General features: G+C 72.2%; 13 protein-coding genes. 1 reads left to right on the top strand and 12 read right to left on the bottom strand.

Features of this window, described 5'->3' with window-relative positions:
- Window positions 1–36 precede the first annotated feature (36 nt).
- The 11 genes from OG589_RS26120 to OG589_RS26170 form a co-directional block, all read right to left on the bottom strand.
- A complete protein-coding gene (locus OG589_RS26120) occupies window positions 37–1,146 on the bottom strand; it encodes a threonine synthase (protein ID WP_405140420.1) in 1,110 nt (369 codons plus the stop codon).
- Complete coding sequence (gene alc / locus OG589_RS26125; RefSeq protein ID WP_405140422.1) at window positions 1,143–2,369, bottom strand: allantoicase; 1,227 nt, start codon at window positions 2,367–2,369, stop codon at window positions 1,143–1,145. Before alc ends, OG589_RS26120 begins: the two co-directional genes overlap by 4 nt.
- Window positions 2,366–3,109 carry an aspartate/glutamate racemase family protein gene (locus tag OG589_RS26130; RefSeq protein WP_405140423.1) on the bottom strand — a complete coding sequence of 248 codons (744 nt, stop codon included), beginning with the start codon at window positions 3,107–3,109 and terminating at the stop codon, window positions 2,366–2,368. The genes alc and OG589_RS26130 overlap by 4 nt, the downstream gene beginning before the upstream one ends.
- On the bottom strand, window positions 3,106–4,455 hold the full coding sequence (allB, locus tag OG589_RS26135) for an allantoinase AllB (RefSeq protein WP_405140424.1): 1,350 nt from the start codon (window positions 4,453–4,455) through the stop codon (window positions 3,106–3,108). Before allB ends, OG589_RS26130 begins: the two co-directional genes overlap by 4 nt.
- 2 nt (window positions 4,456–4,457) lie before the next feature.
- Complete coding sequence (locus OG589_RS26140; RefSeq protein WP_405140425.1) at window positions 4,458–5,090, bottom strand: LOG family protein; 633 nt, start codon at window positions 5,088–5,090, stop codon at window positions 4,458–4,460.
- Entirely contained in the window at window positions 5,065–6,024 is a 960-nt protein-coding gene (locus tag OG589_RS26145; protein ID WP_405140426.1) for a hypothetical protein, read from the bottom strand. The genes OG589_RS26140 and OG589_RS26145 overlap by 26 nt, the downstream gene beginning before the upstream one ends.
- The gene (locus OG589_RS26150) at window positions 6,011–6,799 is read right to left on the bottom strand and encodes a hypothetical protein (protein ID WP_405140427.1); all 789 of its coding nucleotides are present in this window, start codon (window positions 6,797–6,799) and stop codon (window positions 6,011–6,013) included. The genes OG589_RS26145 and OG589_RS26150 overlap by 14 nt, the downstream gene beginning before the upstream one ends.
- Entirely contained in the window at window positions 6,796–8,889 is a 2,094-nt protein-coding gene (locus OG589_RS26155) for a PfkB family carbohydrate kinase (RefSeq protein ID WP_405140428.1), read from the bottom strand. Before OG589_RS26155 ends, OG589_RS26150 begins: the two co-directional genes overlap by 4 nt.
- A gap of 45 nt (window positions 8,890–8,934) precedes the next feature.
- Entirely contained in the window at window positions 8,935–10,614 is a 1,680-nt protein-coding gene (locus tag OG589_RS26160; RefSeq protein ID WP_405140429.1) for an APC family permease, read from the bottom strand.
- 83 nt (window positions 10,615–10,697) lie between these two features.
- Window positions 10,698–11,525 (bottom strand): GntR family transcriptional regulator, encoded by an 828-nt coding sequence (locus tag OG589_RS26165; protein ID WP_405140430.1) that lies wholly within the window; start codon window positions 11,523–11,525, stop codon window positions 10,698–10,700.
- 250 nt (window positions 11,526–11,775) lie between these two features.
- Window positions 11,776–12,756: a LysR family transcriptional regulator gene (locus tag OG589_RS26170; RefSeq protein ID WP_405140431.1), complete on the bottom strand. Its 981-nt coding sequence runs from the start codon at window positions 12,754–12,756 to the stop codon at window positions 11,776–11,778.
- 246 nt (window positions 12,757–13,002) lie between these two features.
- Between OG589_RS26170 and OG589_RS26175 the strand changes: the two genes are divergently transcribed.
- Window positions 13,003–15,537 carry a collagenase gene (locus OG589_RS26175; protein WP_405140432.1) on the top strand — a complete coding sequence of 845 codons (2,535 nt, stop codon included), beginning with the start codon at window positions 13,003–13,005 and terminating at the stop codon, window positions 15,535–15,537.
- Between the two features lie 97 nt (window positions 15,538–15,634).
- Here the strand turns inward: OG589_RS26175 and truB are convergent, their stop codons facing one another.
- Window positions 15,635–16,558, bottom strand: a complete 924-nt coding sequence (truB, locus tag OG589_RS26180) for a tRNA pseudouridine(55) synthase TruB (protein WP_405140433.1) — start codon at window positions 16,556–16,558, stop codon at window positions 15,635–15,637.
- Between the last annotated feature and the right edge of the window lie 34 nt (window positions 16,559–16,592).

Consider the following 16,592-nt stretch of genomic DNA (forward strand, 5'->3'; position numbering starts at 1 on the left):
TACGGCCGCGCACGCCCCGCGGCCGTACGCGCACGGTCACATGGACGCCTTGAGCCCGGAGCCGCAGAGCGGGGCCACGACGGTGCCCTCCCCGAACGGGGAGCCGCCCGCGCGCAGCCGCCGCACGGCGGCGTACGCGACCGCGCCCGTGGGCTCGGCCCACAGCCCCCGTGCGGCCAGAGCGGCGTGCGCGGCGCCGATCTCGTCCTCCGACACGGTGACGACCGCTCCGCCGGTCTCCCGGACGATCTCCAGCATGCGGGCGCCCCGCGCGGGCGCGGCGATGGCGATGCCCTCGGCCACCGTCCGCCCCGGGGTGACCGGCTCGACGTCGTCGCTCCTGGCCGCGAAGGCGGCGGCCACCGGGGAGCACCGCTCCGCCTGCACGGCCACGATGCGCGGGAGGCGGTCGGTGAGCCCGGCGGCGCGGAGCTCAGCGAATCCTCGGTAGGCGCCCAGCACGAGCGTGCCGTTGCCGGCGGGCAGGACCAGCGTGGCGGGAGCGGTCCCACCGAGCTGCTCGAACACCTCCAGGGCGTAGGTCTTGGTGCCCTCGTAGAAGTAGGGGTTGTAGACGTGGCTGGCGTAGAAGGCGCCGGTCGCCTCCACCCGCTCTGCCGCCGCCTCGGCCGTGTCCTCGCGCGACCCGTCGACCACCGTGACCTTCGCCCCGTGGCCTCGTATCTGCAGGAGCTTCTTCTCGCTGGTGCCGGAGGGCACGAAGATCTCGGCGGCCACGCCCGCGCGGGCCGCGTACGCGGCGACGGCCGTGCCCGCGTTGCCGCTGCTGTCGGCGACCAGCCGGGTGGCGCCGAGGACCCGGGCGAGGGCCACGAGCACGACCGCGCCCCTGTCCTTGAAGGAGCCCGTGGGAGAGGCGTACTCCAGCTTGAGCCGCACGCCCTCCTCCCCGTCCAGGGACGCCTCGATCAGCGGTGTCATGCCCTCGCCCAGGCTGAAGTGGCGGCCGGGCACGGGGATGGCGTCCTCGTAGCGCCACAGGGAGTGGTCGCCGTGCCGGGGGCGGAAGGTCAGCGCGGCAGGCGCGAGATCGAGCAGCCCTCCGCAGTCGCACCTCCACCGCTCGGCCGAGGGGGCATGGGAGCGCCCGCACGAGCACACGTAGTCCGGGAGGTCAGGCGTCATCGCGAGCCTCCCGTGATCAGGGACGCGAGGACGTCCCCGGCGATCCCCCCGGGAAGGTCGGCGGAGAGCGGCCGGGCGGCCAGCACGCCCGCGACGTCCGCCGCCGGCATGCCCGCCTCCGCCAGGCAGTACGCGGCCTGGCCCTCCGGCAGCGCGTTGAACCAGCGCAGCCCGGCCCGGAGCCTGGCGGACGGCTCGACCGTGCCGACCAGCCGGACCCGCGAGATGCCCCCGTCGGGGAACGCGTCGACGCGCACGGCCGTCAGCGCCTCGCCTGGCTCGCGCAGGGTGAACAGGTGCCGGGTGTCGGGCCGGATCCTCGTGCGCGGCAGCACCGGGAACCACAGCGGCGAGTCCGTCCCCGGCAGCGTCGCGTCGTCGCCGGGCGCGCAGCCGTACAGCTCGACCTCGGCCGAGGCGTTGTACTTGAAGTGAGTGGTGTCGATCTCGATCTGCCGCGGCCGCCCAGTGGCGGCCAGCCTGATCACCGCGAAGTCGTGGCCGCCGTCCCTGCGGCGGCTCGTCTCCCAGCCCTCTCCCATGGTGCGGGCCCGGTCCGGGCGGTTGAGCAGCTCGGCGGAGGTGTAGAAGGCGTCACTGCTCGCCACCACCAGGCCGCCCTGGTCCTGACCTGCCAGGTCGAAGGTCAGCCCGTCCCAGTGCCTCGGATCGGGCACCACCTCGCCGTGCACCCGCAGCCGGGCCACTCCCCCGTCCGGATCGATCGACAGCCGCACATGGGTGAACCGCCGGGGGTCGGACACGGCGAACAGGTTGTGGCCGTCCCCCTTCAGGGGACTCCTCGGCACGATCTCGGCCCATCCCGCGTCCGGGGAGGTGAGCTCGTCCACCCCGGGGTATCCCTCCATCCCGCAGGCCTCCACGCGGCAGTACGGGGGGTAGTTGCCGGTGAAGAAGCTGGTGTCCACGTCCACACAGGTGATCACGCCGGGCGCGCCGAGCCGGATGATCGCCCAGTCGTGGCCGGGCTCGCCGCGCCGCCGCCTGGTCTCCCAGCCGTCGACGATCTCCCCCCGGTGGTCGTAGCGGCCCGGCACGAAGTCGGCGGGCCCAGGGACCAGCAGGTTCTCCTTGAGGCCGAACGACTCGTCGCTGGCGGCGACCACGCCCCCGCCGAGCCATCGGGACGCCAGGTCGACGCCGGTCATGCCCGTCGCTCCCGTCGTTTCCAGCGAGGTAGGGGCGGGATCGGTAGGGTTCACGAGGCCTCCATGCCGAGGTGCCGGGAGAGGGGCCATCCGGTGATGGCCTTCGGGTCCGGCGGTGCGTACGTACAGACCTTGCTGGTGCGCAGGCCGAGGCCGACGACCGCCTCGGCCAGGCGCACGCCCGCGGCGACGCCGTCGACGACCGGCACCCCGAGCCGCGCGGTGATCGCCTCGTCCAGCCCCGCCATGCCGCCGCAGCCGAGGCAGATCACCTCGGCGTGGTCGTCCCGGACGGCGCGCTCCGCCTCGGCCACGATCGCCTCCATGGCGGCGGCCGGGTCGCGGTCGACGTCCAGGGTCGACAGCCCGCAGGAGCGGACCGAGGCGCACCGGTCGGCGAGGCCCGCGAGTCTCAGGCGGTCCTCGATCGCGCCGACCGAGCGCTGGAGGGTGGTCACCACCGAGTAGCTGCGGCCGATCAGCTGCGCGACATGGGCGGAGCACTCCGCGATGTCCAGCACAGGGACGTCGACGATCTCCTGCACCCCCTCACGCCCGTGCTCGCCGAACCCGGCCATCACCACCGCGTCGTACGGCTCGCCGATCGTGGTGATCCGGTCCATCACCGCGACCGCGGAGAGGTAGCTCTCCATCGCGCAGTCGATCGCCTCCGCGCCGTAGAGCGGCTGCACGGCGAGGATCTCGGTGCCCGGCGAGGCCGCGCGCCGCGCCGTCGCGGCGATGGCGGCGGTCATGGACTCCGAGGTGTTGGGGTTGACGACGAGGATCTTCATGGGGTGCCCTCCAGACGGTACGCCGTACGGGTCAGCAGCCGTCCGGCGGGGTGGAGCGGGTCGACGTCGCGCCCGCGCAGCCAGGTGCGGCGCACCGCCCCGTACAGGCGCCGGCCGGTGTACGGGCTGACCGGCTGGCGGTGGTGCAGATCCTCGACCCGCACGGTGAAGCCCTCGTCGGGAGCGAAGACGCACAGGTCGGCGTCGAATCCCGTGGCGATCGCGCCCTTCCCCGCCAGGCCCGCGAGGCGTGCCGGGCGCTCGCACATCCACCGGGCGACCTCGGCCAGGGGGACGCCGCGCCGGCGGGCCTCCGTCCACACGACCGGCAGCGCGAGCTGCAGCGAGGAGATGCCGCCCCAGGCCGCGCCGAAGTCGCCGGTGTCGCGGTGCTTGAGCTCGGCGGCGCAGGGCGAGTGGTCGGAGACCACCAGGTCGATGGTGCCGTCGGCCAGCCCGGCCCAGAGCGGCTCGCGGTTGGCGGCCTCCCTGATCGGCGGGCAGCACGCGAACTCGGTGGCGCCGTCGGGGATCTCCTCGGCGCAGAGCGAGAGGTAGTGGGGGCAGGTCTCGGCGGTGATCCGCACGCCCTCACGGCGGGCGGCGGCGATCAGGGGCAGCGCGCGGGCGCTGGACAGGTGCACGAGGTGGGCCCGCGCTCCGGTCAGCCGGGCGGCGTCGATCACCGCGGCGACGGCGGCCTCCTCGGCCCGGGCGGGCCGCGAGCCCAGGAAGCCCGCGTAGCGCGGCCCCCTGGGCGGCGGGCACCCGGCCAGCTCCGCCTCGCTCTCCGCGTGCACGAGCAGGACGCCGTCGAACTCCCGCACCGCCGACATCGCCTCGGCCAGCCCGGCCGGCGTGAGCGGCGGGAAGTCCGGGGCGCCGGAGTCCGCCAGGAAGCACTTGAAGCCGAGGACCCCGGCCCGGTGCAGCGCGGCCAGCTCACCGGTGTTGCCGGGGATGGCGCCGCCCCAGAACCCGACGTCGACGTGGCACCGCCCGGAGGCGGCGCCGCGCTTGGCCGCGAGCGCCGCGACGTCGACCGTGGCGGGGACGCTGTCCACCGGCATGTCGACGAGCGTCGTGATCCCGCCCGCCGCGGCGGCGCGGGTCGCGCTGGCGAACCCCTCCCACTCGGCGTGGCCCGGCTCGTTGACGTGCACGTGCGAGTCCACCAGGCCGGGCAGCAGCACGACGTCCGCGCCCAGCTCGGCCACCTCGGCGGCGCCGGGGAAGGCCGTGCCGTGCGGCTCGACGGCGGCGATCCGGCCGTCGCGCACGGCCACCGTGGCCGGCGCCTCGCGGCCGCCGGTGACCGCCCGGAGGGCGTGGATCACCAGGTCCACGCTCAGCCCCTCGGACGCGGGACGGGAGCGTGGGCGAGGGCCCGCTCCAGCAGGGACAGGGTTTCGCCGACGTCCCGCGCCACGGGCGCGAGCCGCAGGTCGTCGGCGCCGATGACCAGCTCGGCCGCGAACGCCTCCCGCAGCCGGCGCCAGCGCGTGCCGAGCAGCACCAGCCGGGCCGCGCCCGGCTCGGTCTGCAGGGCGGACCACACCACGGCGGCCTCGCCGAGCGTGCCCACCCCGCCGGGAAGTGCCACCACCGCGTCGGCGGCGAGCAGGTGGCGCAGCCGTCCGGAGTAGTCGTCGGCCCAGCGCAGCTCGGTGCACCACGGGCTCGGGGTGAGCCCGGACCACCCCCTCATGGGCAGCCCGACCACCGCCGCGCCGGCCTCGCGCGCGCCCTGGGCGGCGGCGCCCATCAGCCCGCCGTACCCGCCGGTCATCACCCGCCAGCCCCGCCCGCCGAGCGCCGCGCCGAGGGCGAGGGCCTGGTGCCAGGCCGGGTCGGGCGCCTCCAGCCGGGCCGATCCGATGACCGCCACGGTGGGCGCCCCCGGCGCGTCGTCCGGCACCACGTCCGGCACCACGTCCGGCGCCACGTCCGGCGCCTCACCCCGCGACGAGCTGGTACCCACGGATCCCCTTCTTGGTGGAGAGGCTGATCAGGGCTCCGCGCAGCACGCCCTCGGAGTACTCGCTGCCCGGGTTGATCGAGCGGGAGCGGCCGATGCCCGCCTCGCCCCGGGACTCGTGGATGTGCCCGTGCAGGCCGAGCAGCGGCTGGTAGGTGGTCATCGCGTCCCGTACGGCCTGCGACCCGACCCCGGTGATCACGGGGCTTCCCGACTTCAGCACCGGGCGGAACTCGGCGTCCAGGGCCATGGCCTGGTCGATCGGGGTGTCCTTGGGCGGTACGTGCAGGTTGAAGATCGCTTTGGACGGGTCGGGGATCTTGGCGGCCTCGCGGTTGATTCGCTCGGCCAGCTGGTCCTCGGGCAGCTCCCTCGGGGAGTCCCAGGGAGTCGGGTTGGAGTAGCCGACCGAGATCATCGTGAAGCCGCCCGGCAGCTCGACCAGCCGCCCCTCGGGGTTGATCAGCATGTCCGAGGAGCCGAGCACGTCGTCGACGAAGAGAGGGTCGTCGTTGCCCGGCGCGAGCAGGCACATGATGCCGGTGCCCGCCAGCCGCTCCTCCGCGAGCGACATCCACGCGGACAGCGTCTCGTGCATGTGCTTGCGGAAGGTCTCCTCGACCAGCTCGGGGCGCTCGCGGAACTCCGCGATCTCGTCGGGGGTGGTGTCGTAGGCGTAGAAGCCGGCGTCCGCGATCAGCTTGCGCAGCGCGGGCAGCTCCTCGGCCCCGACCTCCCGGTCACGGCCGAACAGGTGGGAGCGGTACCGCCCACCGGTGCCCTCGACGATCGGCACCAGCATCTTGCCGGTGATGTCGCCGCCCATGATCAGCACGTCGGCCCCGTAGAACCTGCCGGCGTTGACGAACTTGCGGAAGCAGCGGTCCGAACCGTGGATGTCGGTGGCGAAGAAGATCTTGACGTCACGACTGCGCATCGATCGGCCCTCCAATCTCGTCGGGGAGGTCGTACCAGGGCACGCGGCGGCCCACCGCGTTGCGCGCCCGCCACTTCAGCGACTTCGGGGCGGCGGCGAGCACGTCGCCGAGCCCGCGTGCCCGGCCGCCGACCGCCTCGGCCTCGGCCGGGCCGAGCAGCTCGGCGGCCAGGCCGGGAAGCCTGGCCAGGTTGTCGGTGAAGGTGGTGTACCAGCCCCAGTCCATGCTCGTGATCCGCACGAGCCGGTCGGAGCTGATGTGGTCGGGCTCTGCCCCCCGCGCGTCCGGCGCCGCCACCTCGTGGGTGAGCAGGATCGTCAGCGCGTCCGTCAGGTCCTTGCGGTTGACCTCCACCACCTGCAGCTTGGTGAGCAGGAGGTCGGCGGGCGAGAGCGTCTCGGGGTGCAGCGAGAGCCGGTCGGCGAGGTCCATGCTGTGGCACATCTGGAACCCGCCCACGAACACGTCGAGCTTGCGCCCGTTGGGCTCGTCGGCGAAGAGCATCCGCCGGTCGCCGCGCATGTTGTTGAACCGCACGTTGGGGACGTAGCCGAGCTCGGCCATGGCCGACCTGAAAGCCTTGCCCTCCTTGGGGAGGATCACCAGGTCGATGTCGCCGTACTCCCTGCTCAGCGTGGCGGGCACGTCGCGGTGCCGGTGCCGGGCGACGGCGAGGCCGCCGATGAGCCGTACGGTGAGGCCGCGCGCGGCGAACGCGGAGGTGAGCCGGGCGGCCTCGGCCTCGATGTCGGCCAGGGGAACGGGAGTGCTCATGCCGGTTCTCCGATCACGACGCGGTGGATCGTGTCGTAGTGCTCGGTCTTCGCCGCCTCGCTGGGGAAGTTGTAGCTCTTCTTGCCCAGCACCTCGGCGAGGTGGAAGCCGATCAGGCTCAGCGGGAGCGCCGCCAGCAGCGGCGAGAACTCCTCCGGCACGCCCGGGGCCAGCGGCAGGTGCAGCGCGGAGGGCTCCGGGGTGATGTCGCTGACGACGACGGGGAAGGCCCCGATGAAGTCCAGCTCGCTGAGGATCTCCGCCGCCCGGTCGGCCCCGGCTCCCGACGGCGCGACCATGACCACCGGCGTGCCGGCCGAGCTCACGAAGTACTCCTCGTGGGCCCATTCCTCGATGTTGGTGCTCACCCCGACGACCTGCGGGCCCTCGAACAGCTTGGCCGCGCCGAACTTCGCCGAGGACTCGTTGGGGCCGGCCCCCAGGAAGGTGATCCACTGGTGCCCCGCCAGTGCCCGCGCCGCCTTGTCCGCCGGGCCGGCGTTGGCCCGCAGGGTCTGCTCGGCCAATGCGGGTACGGCCGTGAGCGCGGCGCGCGCGGCGGCGGCGTCCCGGCCGCGCGCCCGCGCCCAGCGCAGCGCCAGGTCGTCCAGGGTGGCGACCATGCCGAGGTAGGTGCTGGTGCCGGGCGAGAAGCCCAGGGTCGGCACCGCGATCGGCAGCACCAGCTCGGCGGCCTCGGCCAGCGCGCCGCTCTCGTTGTTGGTCAGCGCGATCGCCAGGTGCCCGAACCTGCGTGCCTGCACCACCGCCTCGGTGGTGCGGCCCACCCTGCCCGAGAACGACACGCACACGACCGCGCTCCGCTCCGGCAGGTACCGCACCTGGTAGCGGGCGAAGTCGAGGGCGTGCACGGCTCGGGCTGAGATCCCGGTGTGCCGCTGGAACGCCAGCGCCGTGGCCAGCCCGGCGAAGTAGGAGTCGCCGCAGCCGACCAGGAACAGGTGCTCGATGCCGCGATCGGTGAGGATCTGGGCGATCCGCTCCACGTGGCCACCGGGGTCGGCCAGGTGCTGGGCGATCACGTCCGGGATCATGGCGATCTCGCGGCGCATCACGTCGATGTCGTACGCGGGCTCCTCGGAGGCGGAATGAGCGCCGGGCGCCTCGGACGGCTCCGGGGACGGCACGGCCTCGGCCCTGGCGGACAGGGCCGCGAACCGCCGCCGGGCGGTCTCCGGATCGAGACCGGCGAGGGCCAGCGAGCCGTACTCCTCGATCGCCCACGCCGCGCTGGCCGCACCGCGCCGTACGGCCTCAGGCAGGGTGAGGCCGGAGGCGAGCGCGGCGGCCAGCGCCCCGCAGAAGGTGTCACCGGCCCCGGTGGTGTCGACGGCGTTCGCCGGGTACGCCTCGACCATCTCGGGCGCGGCCGTACCCTCGGCGTCGATCAGGGCGCCCTCGGCACCCAGCTTCACCACCACCGCGGGCACGCCCCGCCCACGGAGCATCGCCGCCGCCCGGGGCGGGTCGTCGTAGCCGGCCAGCTCGGCCAGCTCCTCCCTGCTGGGGACGAACACGTCGGCCCGCTCGGCCAGCCGCAGGACGGCCTCGGGGTCGCCGGCCCAGTCCTCGTGGGTGTCCAGCGTGATCAGCGCGCCGGGGGCGGTCGCCCTGATGTGGTCGACCAGCTCGGCCGCCGCGGACAGCGGCATGGCCGCGATGTGCACCACGGGCGCGGGGTCGGCCCGTAGCCTGCCGTCCGGGATGTCCTCGGGCCGCACCGCGACCTCACGTGATCGTTCCCTTGGAGTCCGGTACAGCCAGTGCCGCCGCCCGTCGTCCTCGTAGACCACCCAGTTGCGGACGGTGGGGCCCTCGACGGTGCGCACGCCCGAGGTGTCCACCTCCAGCCGTTCGAGGGTGTCCAGAATGCCGCCGGGGAGATCGTCTCCACGCCTGGTGACGATGCCGGCCGCCGGGTTCCACAGCCGCGCCGCCAGCACCGCGTACACGGCGTTGCCACCGGGGCTGGCCATGCGGGCCGTGCCGTCGGACCGTACGACGTCGTCGATGGTCAGGTTGCCGATGACGAGCACGCCCCGCGGGCCCGCGGTACTGGTCGAACGCATCTGCACAACTCCTTCATGATCTTCGGTGGGCGGGGGCGGGGCCGGTCACTCCGGCGGGATCTCCCGGTAGACCAGGCTGAGGTCGACGCCCCTGCTGCGGTTGATCAGGCGGGCCGCGACGTACCAGACCACTCCGGTCGCGACGACCCCGAACATGAACCACAGCGAGAGCTGCCGGGTCACCGCGAACATGGAGTTGATCGTGTCGTCCGCGATGAACGTGATCATCAGCGCGCCCAGGGACAGCACCCCGCCCGCGCCGGCCAGCGCGACCGCGGGGATCCCGAAGACCCGCTTGCCGCCCGCCGACTCCCAGACGTTGCGCAGCCGGTACGGGAACACCACCCCGGCCAGCGACACGATGATGAACGCCAGGATCTGGGCGAGCAGCGCGCCGAGCAGGCTGGCGTCCGACCAGTTGACCAGTGCGATCAGGGCCAGCTCACCGGTGATGACGCAGAGCACGATCGCCTTCACCGGGGTGTGGAACCGCTCGCTGACGTCGCCGAGCTTCTGCGGCACCGTGCGGTCGAGGGACCAGGCGAGCATGTAGCGGGTCGCCTGCATCGTCGACAGCGGGGTGCCCATCACCGCCCAGATCACGAAGCCGACGCCGATGAGGAGGAGCAGGAAGACGTTGTGGGTCAGCAGCGCCGCCAGGAAGTTGAAGCCGGGCGGCAGCCCCGCGGGCAGGCCGAGGGTGTCGGGCGCGGCCCCGGCCAGGTAGCCCAGGCTGCCGAGCCACTGGGGGCTCACATGGCTGGTGAGCACGATCGTGAGCAGGGCGAGCACGAGGCCGTTGACCAGCACGCCGCCGACCATGGCGCGGTACTGCGTCTTGGACGCCCGCTTGATCTCGCCGCCGATCTGCGCGGAGCCCTGCGCGTACCCGACCACGAAGAACACCCACGGCAGCATCAGCAGGGTGTCGACGAAGCTGAACGGCGCGCCGTTGCCCGTGTAGCCGGCCTTCTCCGCCGCCGGGATGATCTGGTCGAAGCTCAGCCCGTGGTTCCTGCCCGCGAACTCGTTCCAGCCGGCGGAGATGTGCCCGCCGTTGAAGAGCAGCAGCGCGAAGGACACCAGGAGGCTGACGCCCGCGATGGCGAACAGGAACTTCTGCCACCGCCAGTACCGCTGACCGCCCAGCACGATGAGCACGCCGAATCCGACGGTGATGATCGTGCCGAGCCCGAGCACCCACCACTGGGTGGTGATGCCGAGCAGGTCGTGCTTGGCCAGGAGCGCGTTGCCCATGTCGAGCCAGATCGGCTGGCCGGTGACCGACGTCAGCGTGGCCAGCGCGGCGGGCACCGCGAAGGTGAGCGCGAAGTAGGCGTTGAACCCGATCCAGAAGAAGATCATCCAGAGGCCCTGGCTCCAGGAGAGCAGGAATCCGAGGATGGGATGCAGGGTGCGGCTGACGAACACGTAGTCGCCGCCGGAGCGCGGCATCGCGGCGGAGAACTCGGCGTACACCCTGAGCAGCGTGAACGCCATCAGCAGGGTGCCGATGACCACCGCGAGCAACATGTTGCCCCCGGAGAACGCCGTCTGCGCCTGGAGGAAGAGGAAGACGCCGCCGACCGCGACGTTCATCCCGAAGGTGTTCATCACGAAGGCGTCGAAGAAGGACACCTCGCGGATCAGTCCGGTGGCGTTCCGGACGAAGACGCCGGCCTGCCTGTCGGAGGAGGACGCCGGTATTTGACTCGATGTGGCCACGGCAATGGCCCCTCTCTGTCGAGCGGTGGAGCTATGGAGCTAGGGAGCCGCGGAGCCGGCCGTGGGACCGCCGGGCCGCGCGGCTATGCCGTCGGGGATGTCGTGGGGGGTGTTCGATCAGGCTGGAAGCCCACACCGTGCTGGGGATGGCTCTCTATCTCGAACCTGAACCGGTCGGCCTGGTAGAGAACCTGCGAGAACTCCACCGGGACGCCGTGCTGGTCGTGGGTCACGGCCTCGACACGGAGCAGGGCCTCGCCCACCGGCACCTGGAGGTGGCCGGCGTGCTCGGGAAGAGCGCGCACCACCTCGATGACGTTGCGCGCGGAGGTCATCACCGTGCCGTACCGCTCGTGCAGCAGTTCGTAGAGCGATCCGCTCAGATCCGCCGCGCCGAGCCCGGGGAACAGCGAGACCGGCAACGACGCCGTGAGGAGCACGACCGGCTCGCCCGACAGGAACGCCACCCGTCGCAGGCGGAAGACCTCCGCGCCGAGCGGGATCCTGAGCGCCGTACTGACCGGCTCGGACGCGGGGACCGTCTCCGCCGCCAGCACCCGCATCGCGGCGGGCAGCCCGGTCGCGTTGAGCGTGGCGGTGAAGCTGGACAGCAGCTGGATCTCGGCGCCGACCTTGGCCTCGCGGACGTAGGTGCCACGCCCGCGCGTCCTGGTCAGGTAGCCGTCCTTGGCGAGCGCCAGGATCGCCTGCCGCACGGGGGCCAGGCTGACCCCGAGACGTGCCGCGTACTCCTTCTCCTGCATGAGTTTCTGGCCGGGAGCGAGGCGTCCGGACACGATCTGGTCGAGCAGCAGCCGGTAGATCTGCTCGTGGTAGGGGACCGGAGATCCGCGATCGATCTCCACCGGCAGTTCGGGGGATGGAGAGTCCGGTGACTCAGACGACCTCATGCGAGAAAGCTAAAGATTATAAGTTTCTAATCTATTACTGGAATGTTGCGTTTCGGCAGCGAGCCATGCGATCACCCGCCTCTGACGTGCGACAACACGACCACACCACGGTCACGGCGGGCAAGGGAGGGCACGTAAAAAGCCGGCCCCCGGGTGTGGAGGGGCCGGCTGGGCGCCTGTGGGAGTCGCGTCCCACTGGTCGCGGGAAGCACCGCGGTAACGCGAGACTCCGGGACGGGCGACCGGCCCCTCACGTGAGCGGATGCACCTCGGGGTGCGTGTGCCACCAGCGGCTGAACGCCGGGTTGCCGTCCACGTGGTCGGAGTAGGCGTCCGCCAGGCCACGATAGAGCGCGGCGGCCTCCTCGCCGCTCAGCCTGTCGCGGCGCCACGCCACCACCAGTCGGGCGACCTGCGGCTCCCCGGCGAGCGGACGGACGACCGTGCCGGGCGCCGGGGGCCAGGACGGGTCGACCAGCCGCACGCCCCGGCCCTCGACTACCAGCGGGCGCGCCGCCCCGCTCGGGGCGTCGTAGAGCACCCTGGGCTCGAACCCCGCGGCGCGGCAGGACGCCCGCAGCGCGGCGAGCGACCCGTCGTCGGCGCCGGGCGGGCTGATCCATGCCTCGTCCTTCAGATCGGCGAGCCGGATCTCCTCCTCACCGGCCAGCGGGTGCGCCGCCGACAGCGCGACGAATATCGGATACCTGGGCACCAGGGTGCGGCTGACGACCGGCGCGGCGAGTGTGACGTCGAAGCCCTCGATGACGCCGAGCAGCGCCGCGTCGAGGTGGCCGCGCGTCAGCGCCTCGGCCAGCAGCACCGTGGAGGGCTCGATTCGCAGCGAGATCTCGCTTCCGGGGAGCGCCTCGCCCATCCGCCCGACGATGCTCGCCACGCACGCCAAATGCACCGATCCCAGGCGCAGCACCCCGGCCGGGCCGGTGGACAGGCGCAGGTCGCCGAAGAGCGCGTCGACCTCCGACAGCACGATCCGCGCGCGGGCGACGACCTGGCGCCCCAGGGGTGTCGGCTCGACCCCGGAACGACTGCGGACGAAGAGCTCACCGCCGACGACGCTCTCGACCTGATGGAGCTGGTTCGTTATGGCCGGCTGGGACAGCCCCAGCCGGGCCGCCGCCCGGGTGACACTGCCCGTCTCCGCCAGCGCGGAGATCATGCGGAGATGCCTGATCTCAAGGTCCACATCCAGGATTATCTGGTAGTTCATCCTCACTGACTGGACCTCGTCGGGATTGGTGGGGTGACGCCCACCACCGGCCACCGCACGCAGCCGAATCTCCCGGCGCGCCCGCCTCCGCCGCCTCCCCCCGCCCTTCCGGAGCCCTGCGGGGATCGAGATCCATAGCCGAGATTTATGGGGCGCTTTATGACTCTAAGCCCGATTTGGCGATAAGACTGCGGGCTGCCGAGCGCAACCTCGCGCCTGCTCATGGAGACCCCCCGGAGGTTGTACGTGACGATCACCCCCTGCTTACGCGGGACAGCGAGGCGCCGTACGGCGCTGACCGCCCTCGCCATCGGCCTGAGCCTTCTCCTCCAGCCACTGGCGGCGGCGGCGAGCGCGGCCCCGAAACCCCCGCCCGCCCCGGCCCGTTCAGCCGGAGAGGAGACGGGGCACATCCAGCGGTCCCCGCTGAAGGCCAAGGACCGCCCGCCGCTGTCCGCGGCCAAGGACGCGCTGCGCAGCGACTACGACGAACCCGCCGCGGCACCGCGGCACCGCAGGCCGTCAATGGCGCGCGGCGCCGCCCAGAGCACGGCCGCGGCGTGCGCGCCCGGCGACTTCACGAGCCGTTCAGGAAGCGCGCTCGTCCAGCAGATCAAGTCCTCGACCACGGACTGCGTCAACACGCTCTTCAACCTGACCGGCGGCGACGCCTACTCCGCCTTCCGCGAAGCGCAGATGAGCACGGTCGCGTACGCCCTGCGTGACAACGCCGCCGGCTATCCCGGGGACAACAGCACGAGCACCGCGCAGCTCGTGCTCTACCTCCGGGCCGGCTACTACGTGCAGTGGTACAACGCCTCGACCGTCGGCGCCTACGGCCCCGCGCTGAAGACCGCGATCGAGGCCGGCCTCGACGCGTTCTTCGGCGGCTCACGCGCCTACACGGTGAGCGACGCCAACGGCGAGGTGCTGGCCGAGGCGGTCACCCTGATCGACAGCGCCCAGGAGAACGACCGGTACCTGGACGTCGTCAAGCGGATGCTCACCGGCTACAACAGCTCCTACGACGCGTCCTGGTGGATGCTCAACGCGGTCAACAACCTCTACACGGTGCTCTTCCGCGGCCACCAGGTGCCGGCGTTCGTCACCAGGGTGCAGGCCGACCCGAGCATCCTGACCACCCTCTACACCTTCGCGCTGAACCACCTCGGCCTGCTCGGCACCGACCGCGGCTACCTCACCTCGAACGCGGGCCGGGAGCTCGGCCGCTTCCTCCAGCACACCGCGCTCCAGCCCCAGGTCAGGCCGAAGGCCAAGGACCTGCTCTCGCGCAGCGGCATCACCGGGGCCACCGCGCCGCTGTGGGTCGGCGTCGCGGAGATGACCGACTCCTACGACAAGGCCAACTGCTCCTCGTACGGCACCTGCGATCTCGCGCGGATGCTCGCGCAGAACGTCCTCACGGTCACCTACGCGTGCAGCTCCAGCATCAGGATCCGCGCCCAGGACATGACCTCGGCGCAGCTCGCGGAGAGCTGCCGCAGCCTCACCGACCAGGACGCCTACTTCCACAACCTCGTCAAGGACGGCAACCGCCCGGTGTCCGGCGACGACAACACCACCATCGAGGTCTGCGTCTTCGACTCCAGCACCGACTACCAGACCTACGCCGGCGCGATGTTCGGCATCGACACCAACAACGGCGGCATGTACCTCGAAGGCGACCCTTCGGCGGCCGGCAACCAGCCGCGCTTCATCGCCTACGAGGCCGAATGGGTGCGTCCGGCCTTCCAGATCTGGAACCTCAACCACGAGTACACGCACTACCTCGACGGCCGGTACGACATGTACGGCGACTTCGACGCCGGGGTCACCACCCCGACCATCTGGTGGATCGAGGGCTTCGCGGAGTACGTGTCCTACTCCTACCGCAAGGTCGTCTACGACGCGGCGATCACCGAGGCGGCCAGGCGGACCTACGCCCTCAGCACGCTGTGGGACACCACCTACTCCCACGACACCACCCGCATCTACCGCTGGGGCTACCTGGCCGTGCGGTACATGTTCGAGAAGCACCTCGCGGACGTCACCACCGTCCTCGGAAACTACCGGACCGGGAACTGGAACGCCGCCCGCACCTTCCTGACCTCCACGATCGGCAGCCGCTACGACGGCGACTGGTGGACGTGGCTGGCGGCGTGCGCCTCCGGGAGCTGCGCCGGCGGTGGCAACCAGGCGCCCGACGCGAGCTTCACCTCCACCGCGAGCGGCCTCGCCGTGACCTTCGCCGACACCTCCACCGACAGCGACGGCACGATCGCCTCGCGCCAGTGGAACTTCGGCGACGGGACCTCGTCCACCTCGGCGAACCCCTCGCACACCTACGGCGCCGGAGGAACCTACACGGTCAGCCTGACGGTCACCGACGACGGGGGCGCGACCGCCACGGCCGCACAGCAGGTCAGGGTGTCGACGGGCGGGTCCTCCATGCCCGAATGCACCGGCGCCGATACCCGGCAGCTCGGGAAGAACTGCGAGCGGAGCAACCTGTCCGCGACCGCCGGCAACTACGCCTACCTCTACCTGAACCTCCCGGCCGGCGTCACGACACTGACCATCACCTCGTCGGGCGGCACGGGGAACGCCGACCTCTACTACGGCTCCGGCACCTGGGCCACCACCTCGTCCTACACCCGGCGCTCGACCGGAGCGGGCAACGCGGAGACCCTGACCATCACCAACCCGCCCGCCGGCTACAACTTCATCAGCCTGTACGCGAGCCAGGCCTTCGCCGGAGCATCAGTCAAGGTCGAATACTGATCAGCACTCCACTCAGGCGGTAGCCCGCCGGGGGCCGGACACCACGTCCGCCCCCGGCGTTCCGTGTTCCCCGCCCCGGCCGGCCAGGGCGGCGGACCTAGGGGACGAAGACGGCGAGGGGTTTGGCCGTCCTGCCGTGCTCCTCGACCAGGGCGAGGAGGGTGCCGTCGGGGGCGAAGACGCCGATGGGCCCGGATCCGAGCCCCGCGGAGGGCAGGCGGCCGCCGTGGGCGACCAGGTTGGCCTGCTCCTCCGACACGTCCATGCGCGGGAAGGCCGCCGCCACGGCGTCGGCGATCGGCAGGATCACGCAGTCCTCCGCGAGCTGCTCGATCGTGCGGGCCGCCGACAGGTCGTACGGCCCGACGCGGGTGCGGCGCAGCCGGGTCAGGTGGCCGCCGACGCCGAGGGCCGCCCCGAGGTCGCGGGCCAGCGAGCGGATGTAGGTGCCGCTGGAGCAGCTCACCGACGCGTCCACCTCGACCACGTCCCCGTGGCGGCGGATCTCGGTGATCTCGAAGGCGTGTACGGTCACCGGGCGCGCCTGGAGCTGGACCTCCTCGCCCGCCCTCGCCCGCTTGTACGCGCGCTCGCCGTTCACCTTGATGGCGCTGACCTGGGGCGGCACCTGCTGGATCGGACCGGTGAGCGTGGCCACGCCCGCGTGGACGGCCTCGTCGGTCACGTGGGCGGCGGAGGTCTCGGTGAGGGTCTCGCCCTCGGCGTCGTCGGTGTTGGTGGTCATCCCGAGCCGGATCGTGGCGTCGTAGCCCTTCTCCGTGAGCGCCAGGTGGCCGAGCAGCCGGGTGGCCTTCTCGACGCCGATCACCAGCACGCCGGTGGCCATGGGGTCCAGGGTGCCCGCGTGGCCGACCCTGCGCGTGCCGGCGATGCGCCGCATCTTGCCGACGACGTCGTGGGAGGTCCAGTCGGCGGGCTTGTCCACGATCACCAGCCCGCTCGGCGGCGCCGGCCGCTTCGCCCTCGCCGTTTCGCCGGTCCTGCTGCCCGCCGTGGTCATCGGAACATCCTTGGAAAGCTCGCCGGCACGTCGC

The organism is Sphaerisporangium sp. NBC_01403 (assembly GCF_045040145.1).
Classification (GTDB): Bacteria; Actinomycetota; Actinomycetes; order Streptosporangiales; family Streptosporangiaceae; genus Sphaerisporangium; species Sphaerisporangium viridialbum.

Coding starts and splice junctions, on each gene's coding strand:
- OG589_RS26170 (WP_405140431.1), bottom strand. CDS start 12,756: ATGAACTACCAGATAATCCTGGATGTGGACCTTGAGATCAGGCATCTC.
- OG589_RS26165 (WP_405140430.1), bottom strand. CDS start 11,525: ATGAGGTCGTCTGAGTCACCGGACTCTCCATCCCCCGAACTGCCGGTG.
- OG589_RS26155 (WP_405140428.1), bottom strand. CDS start 8,889: ATGCGTTCGACCAGTACCGCGGGCCCGCGGGGCGTGCTCGTCATCGGC.
- OG589_RS26120 (WP_405140420.1), bottom strand. CDS start 1,146: ATGACGCCTGACCTCCCGGACTACGTGTGCTCGTGCGGGCGCTCCCAT.
- OG589_RS26130 (WP_405140423.1), bottom strand. CDS start 3,109: ATGAAGATCCTCGTCGTCAACCCCAACACCTCGGAGTCCATGACCGCC.
- OG589_RS26150 (WP_405140427.1), bottom strand. CDS start 6,799: ATGAGCACTCCCGTTCCCCTGGCCGACATCGAGGCCGAGGCCGCCCGG.
- OG589_RS26145 (WP_405140426.1), bottom strand. CDS start 6,024: ATGCGCAGTCGTGACGTCAAGATCTTCTTCGCCACCGACATCCACGGT.
- truB (WP_405140433.1), bottom strand. CDS start 16,558: ATGACCACGGCGGGCAGCAGGACCGGCGAAACGGCGAGGGCGAAGCGG.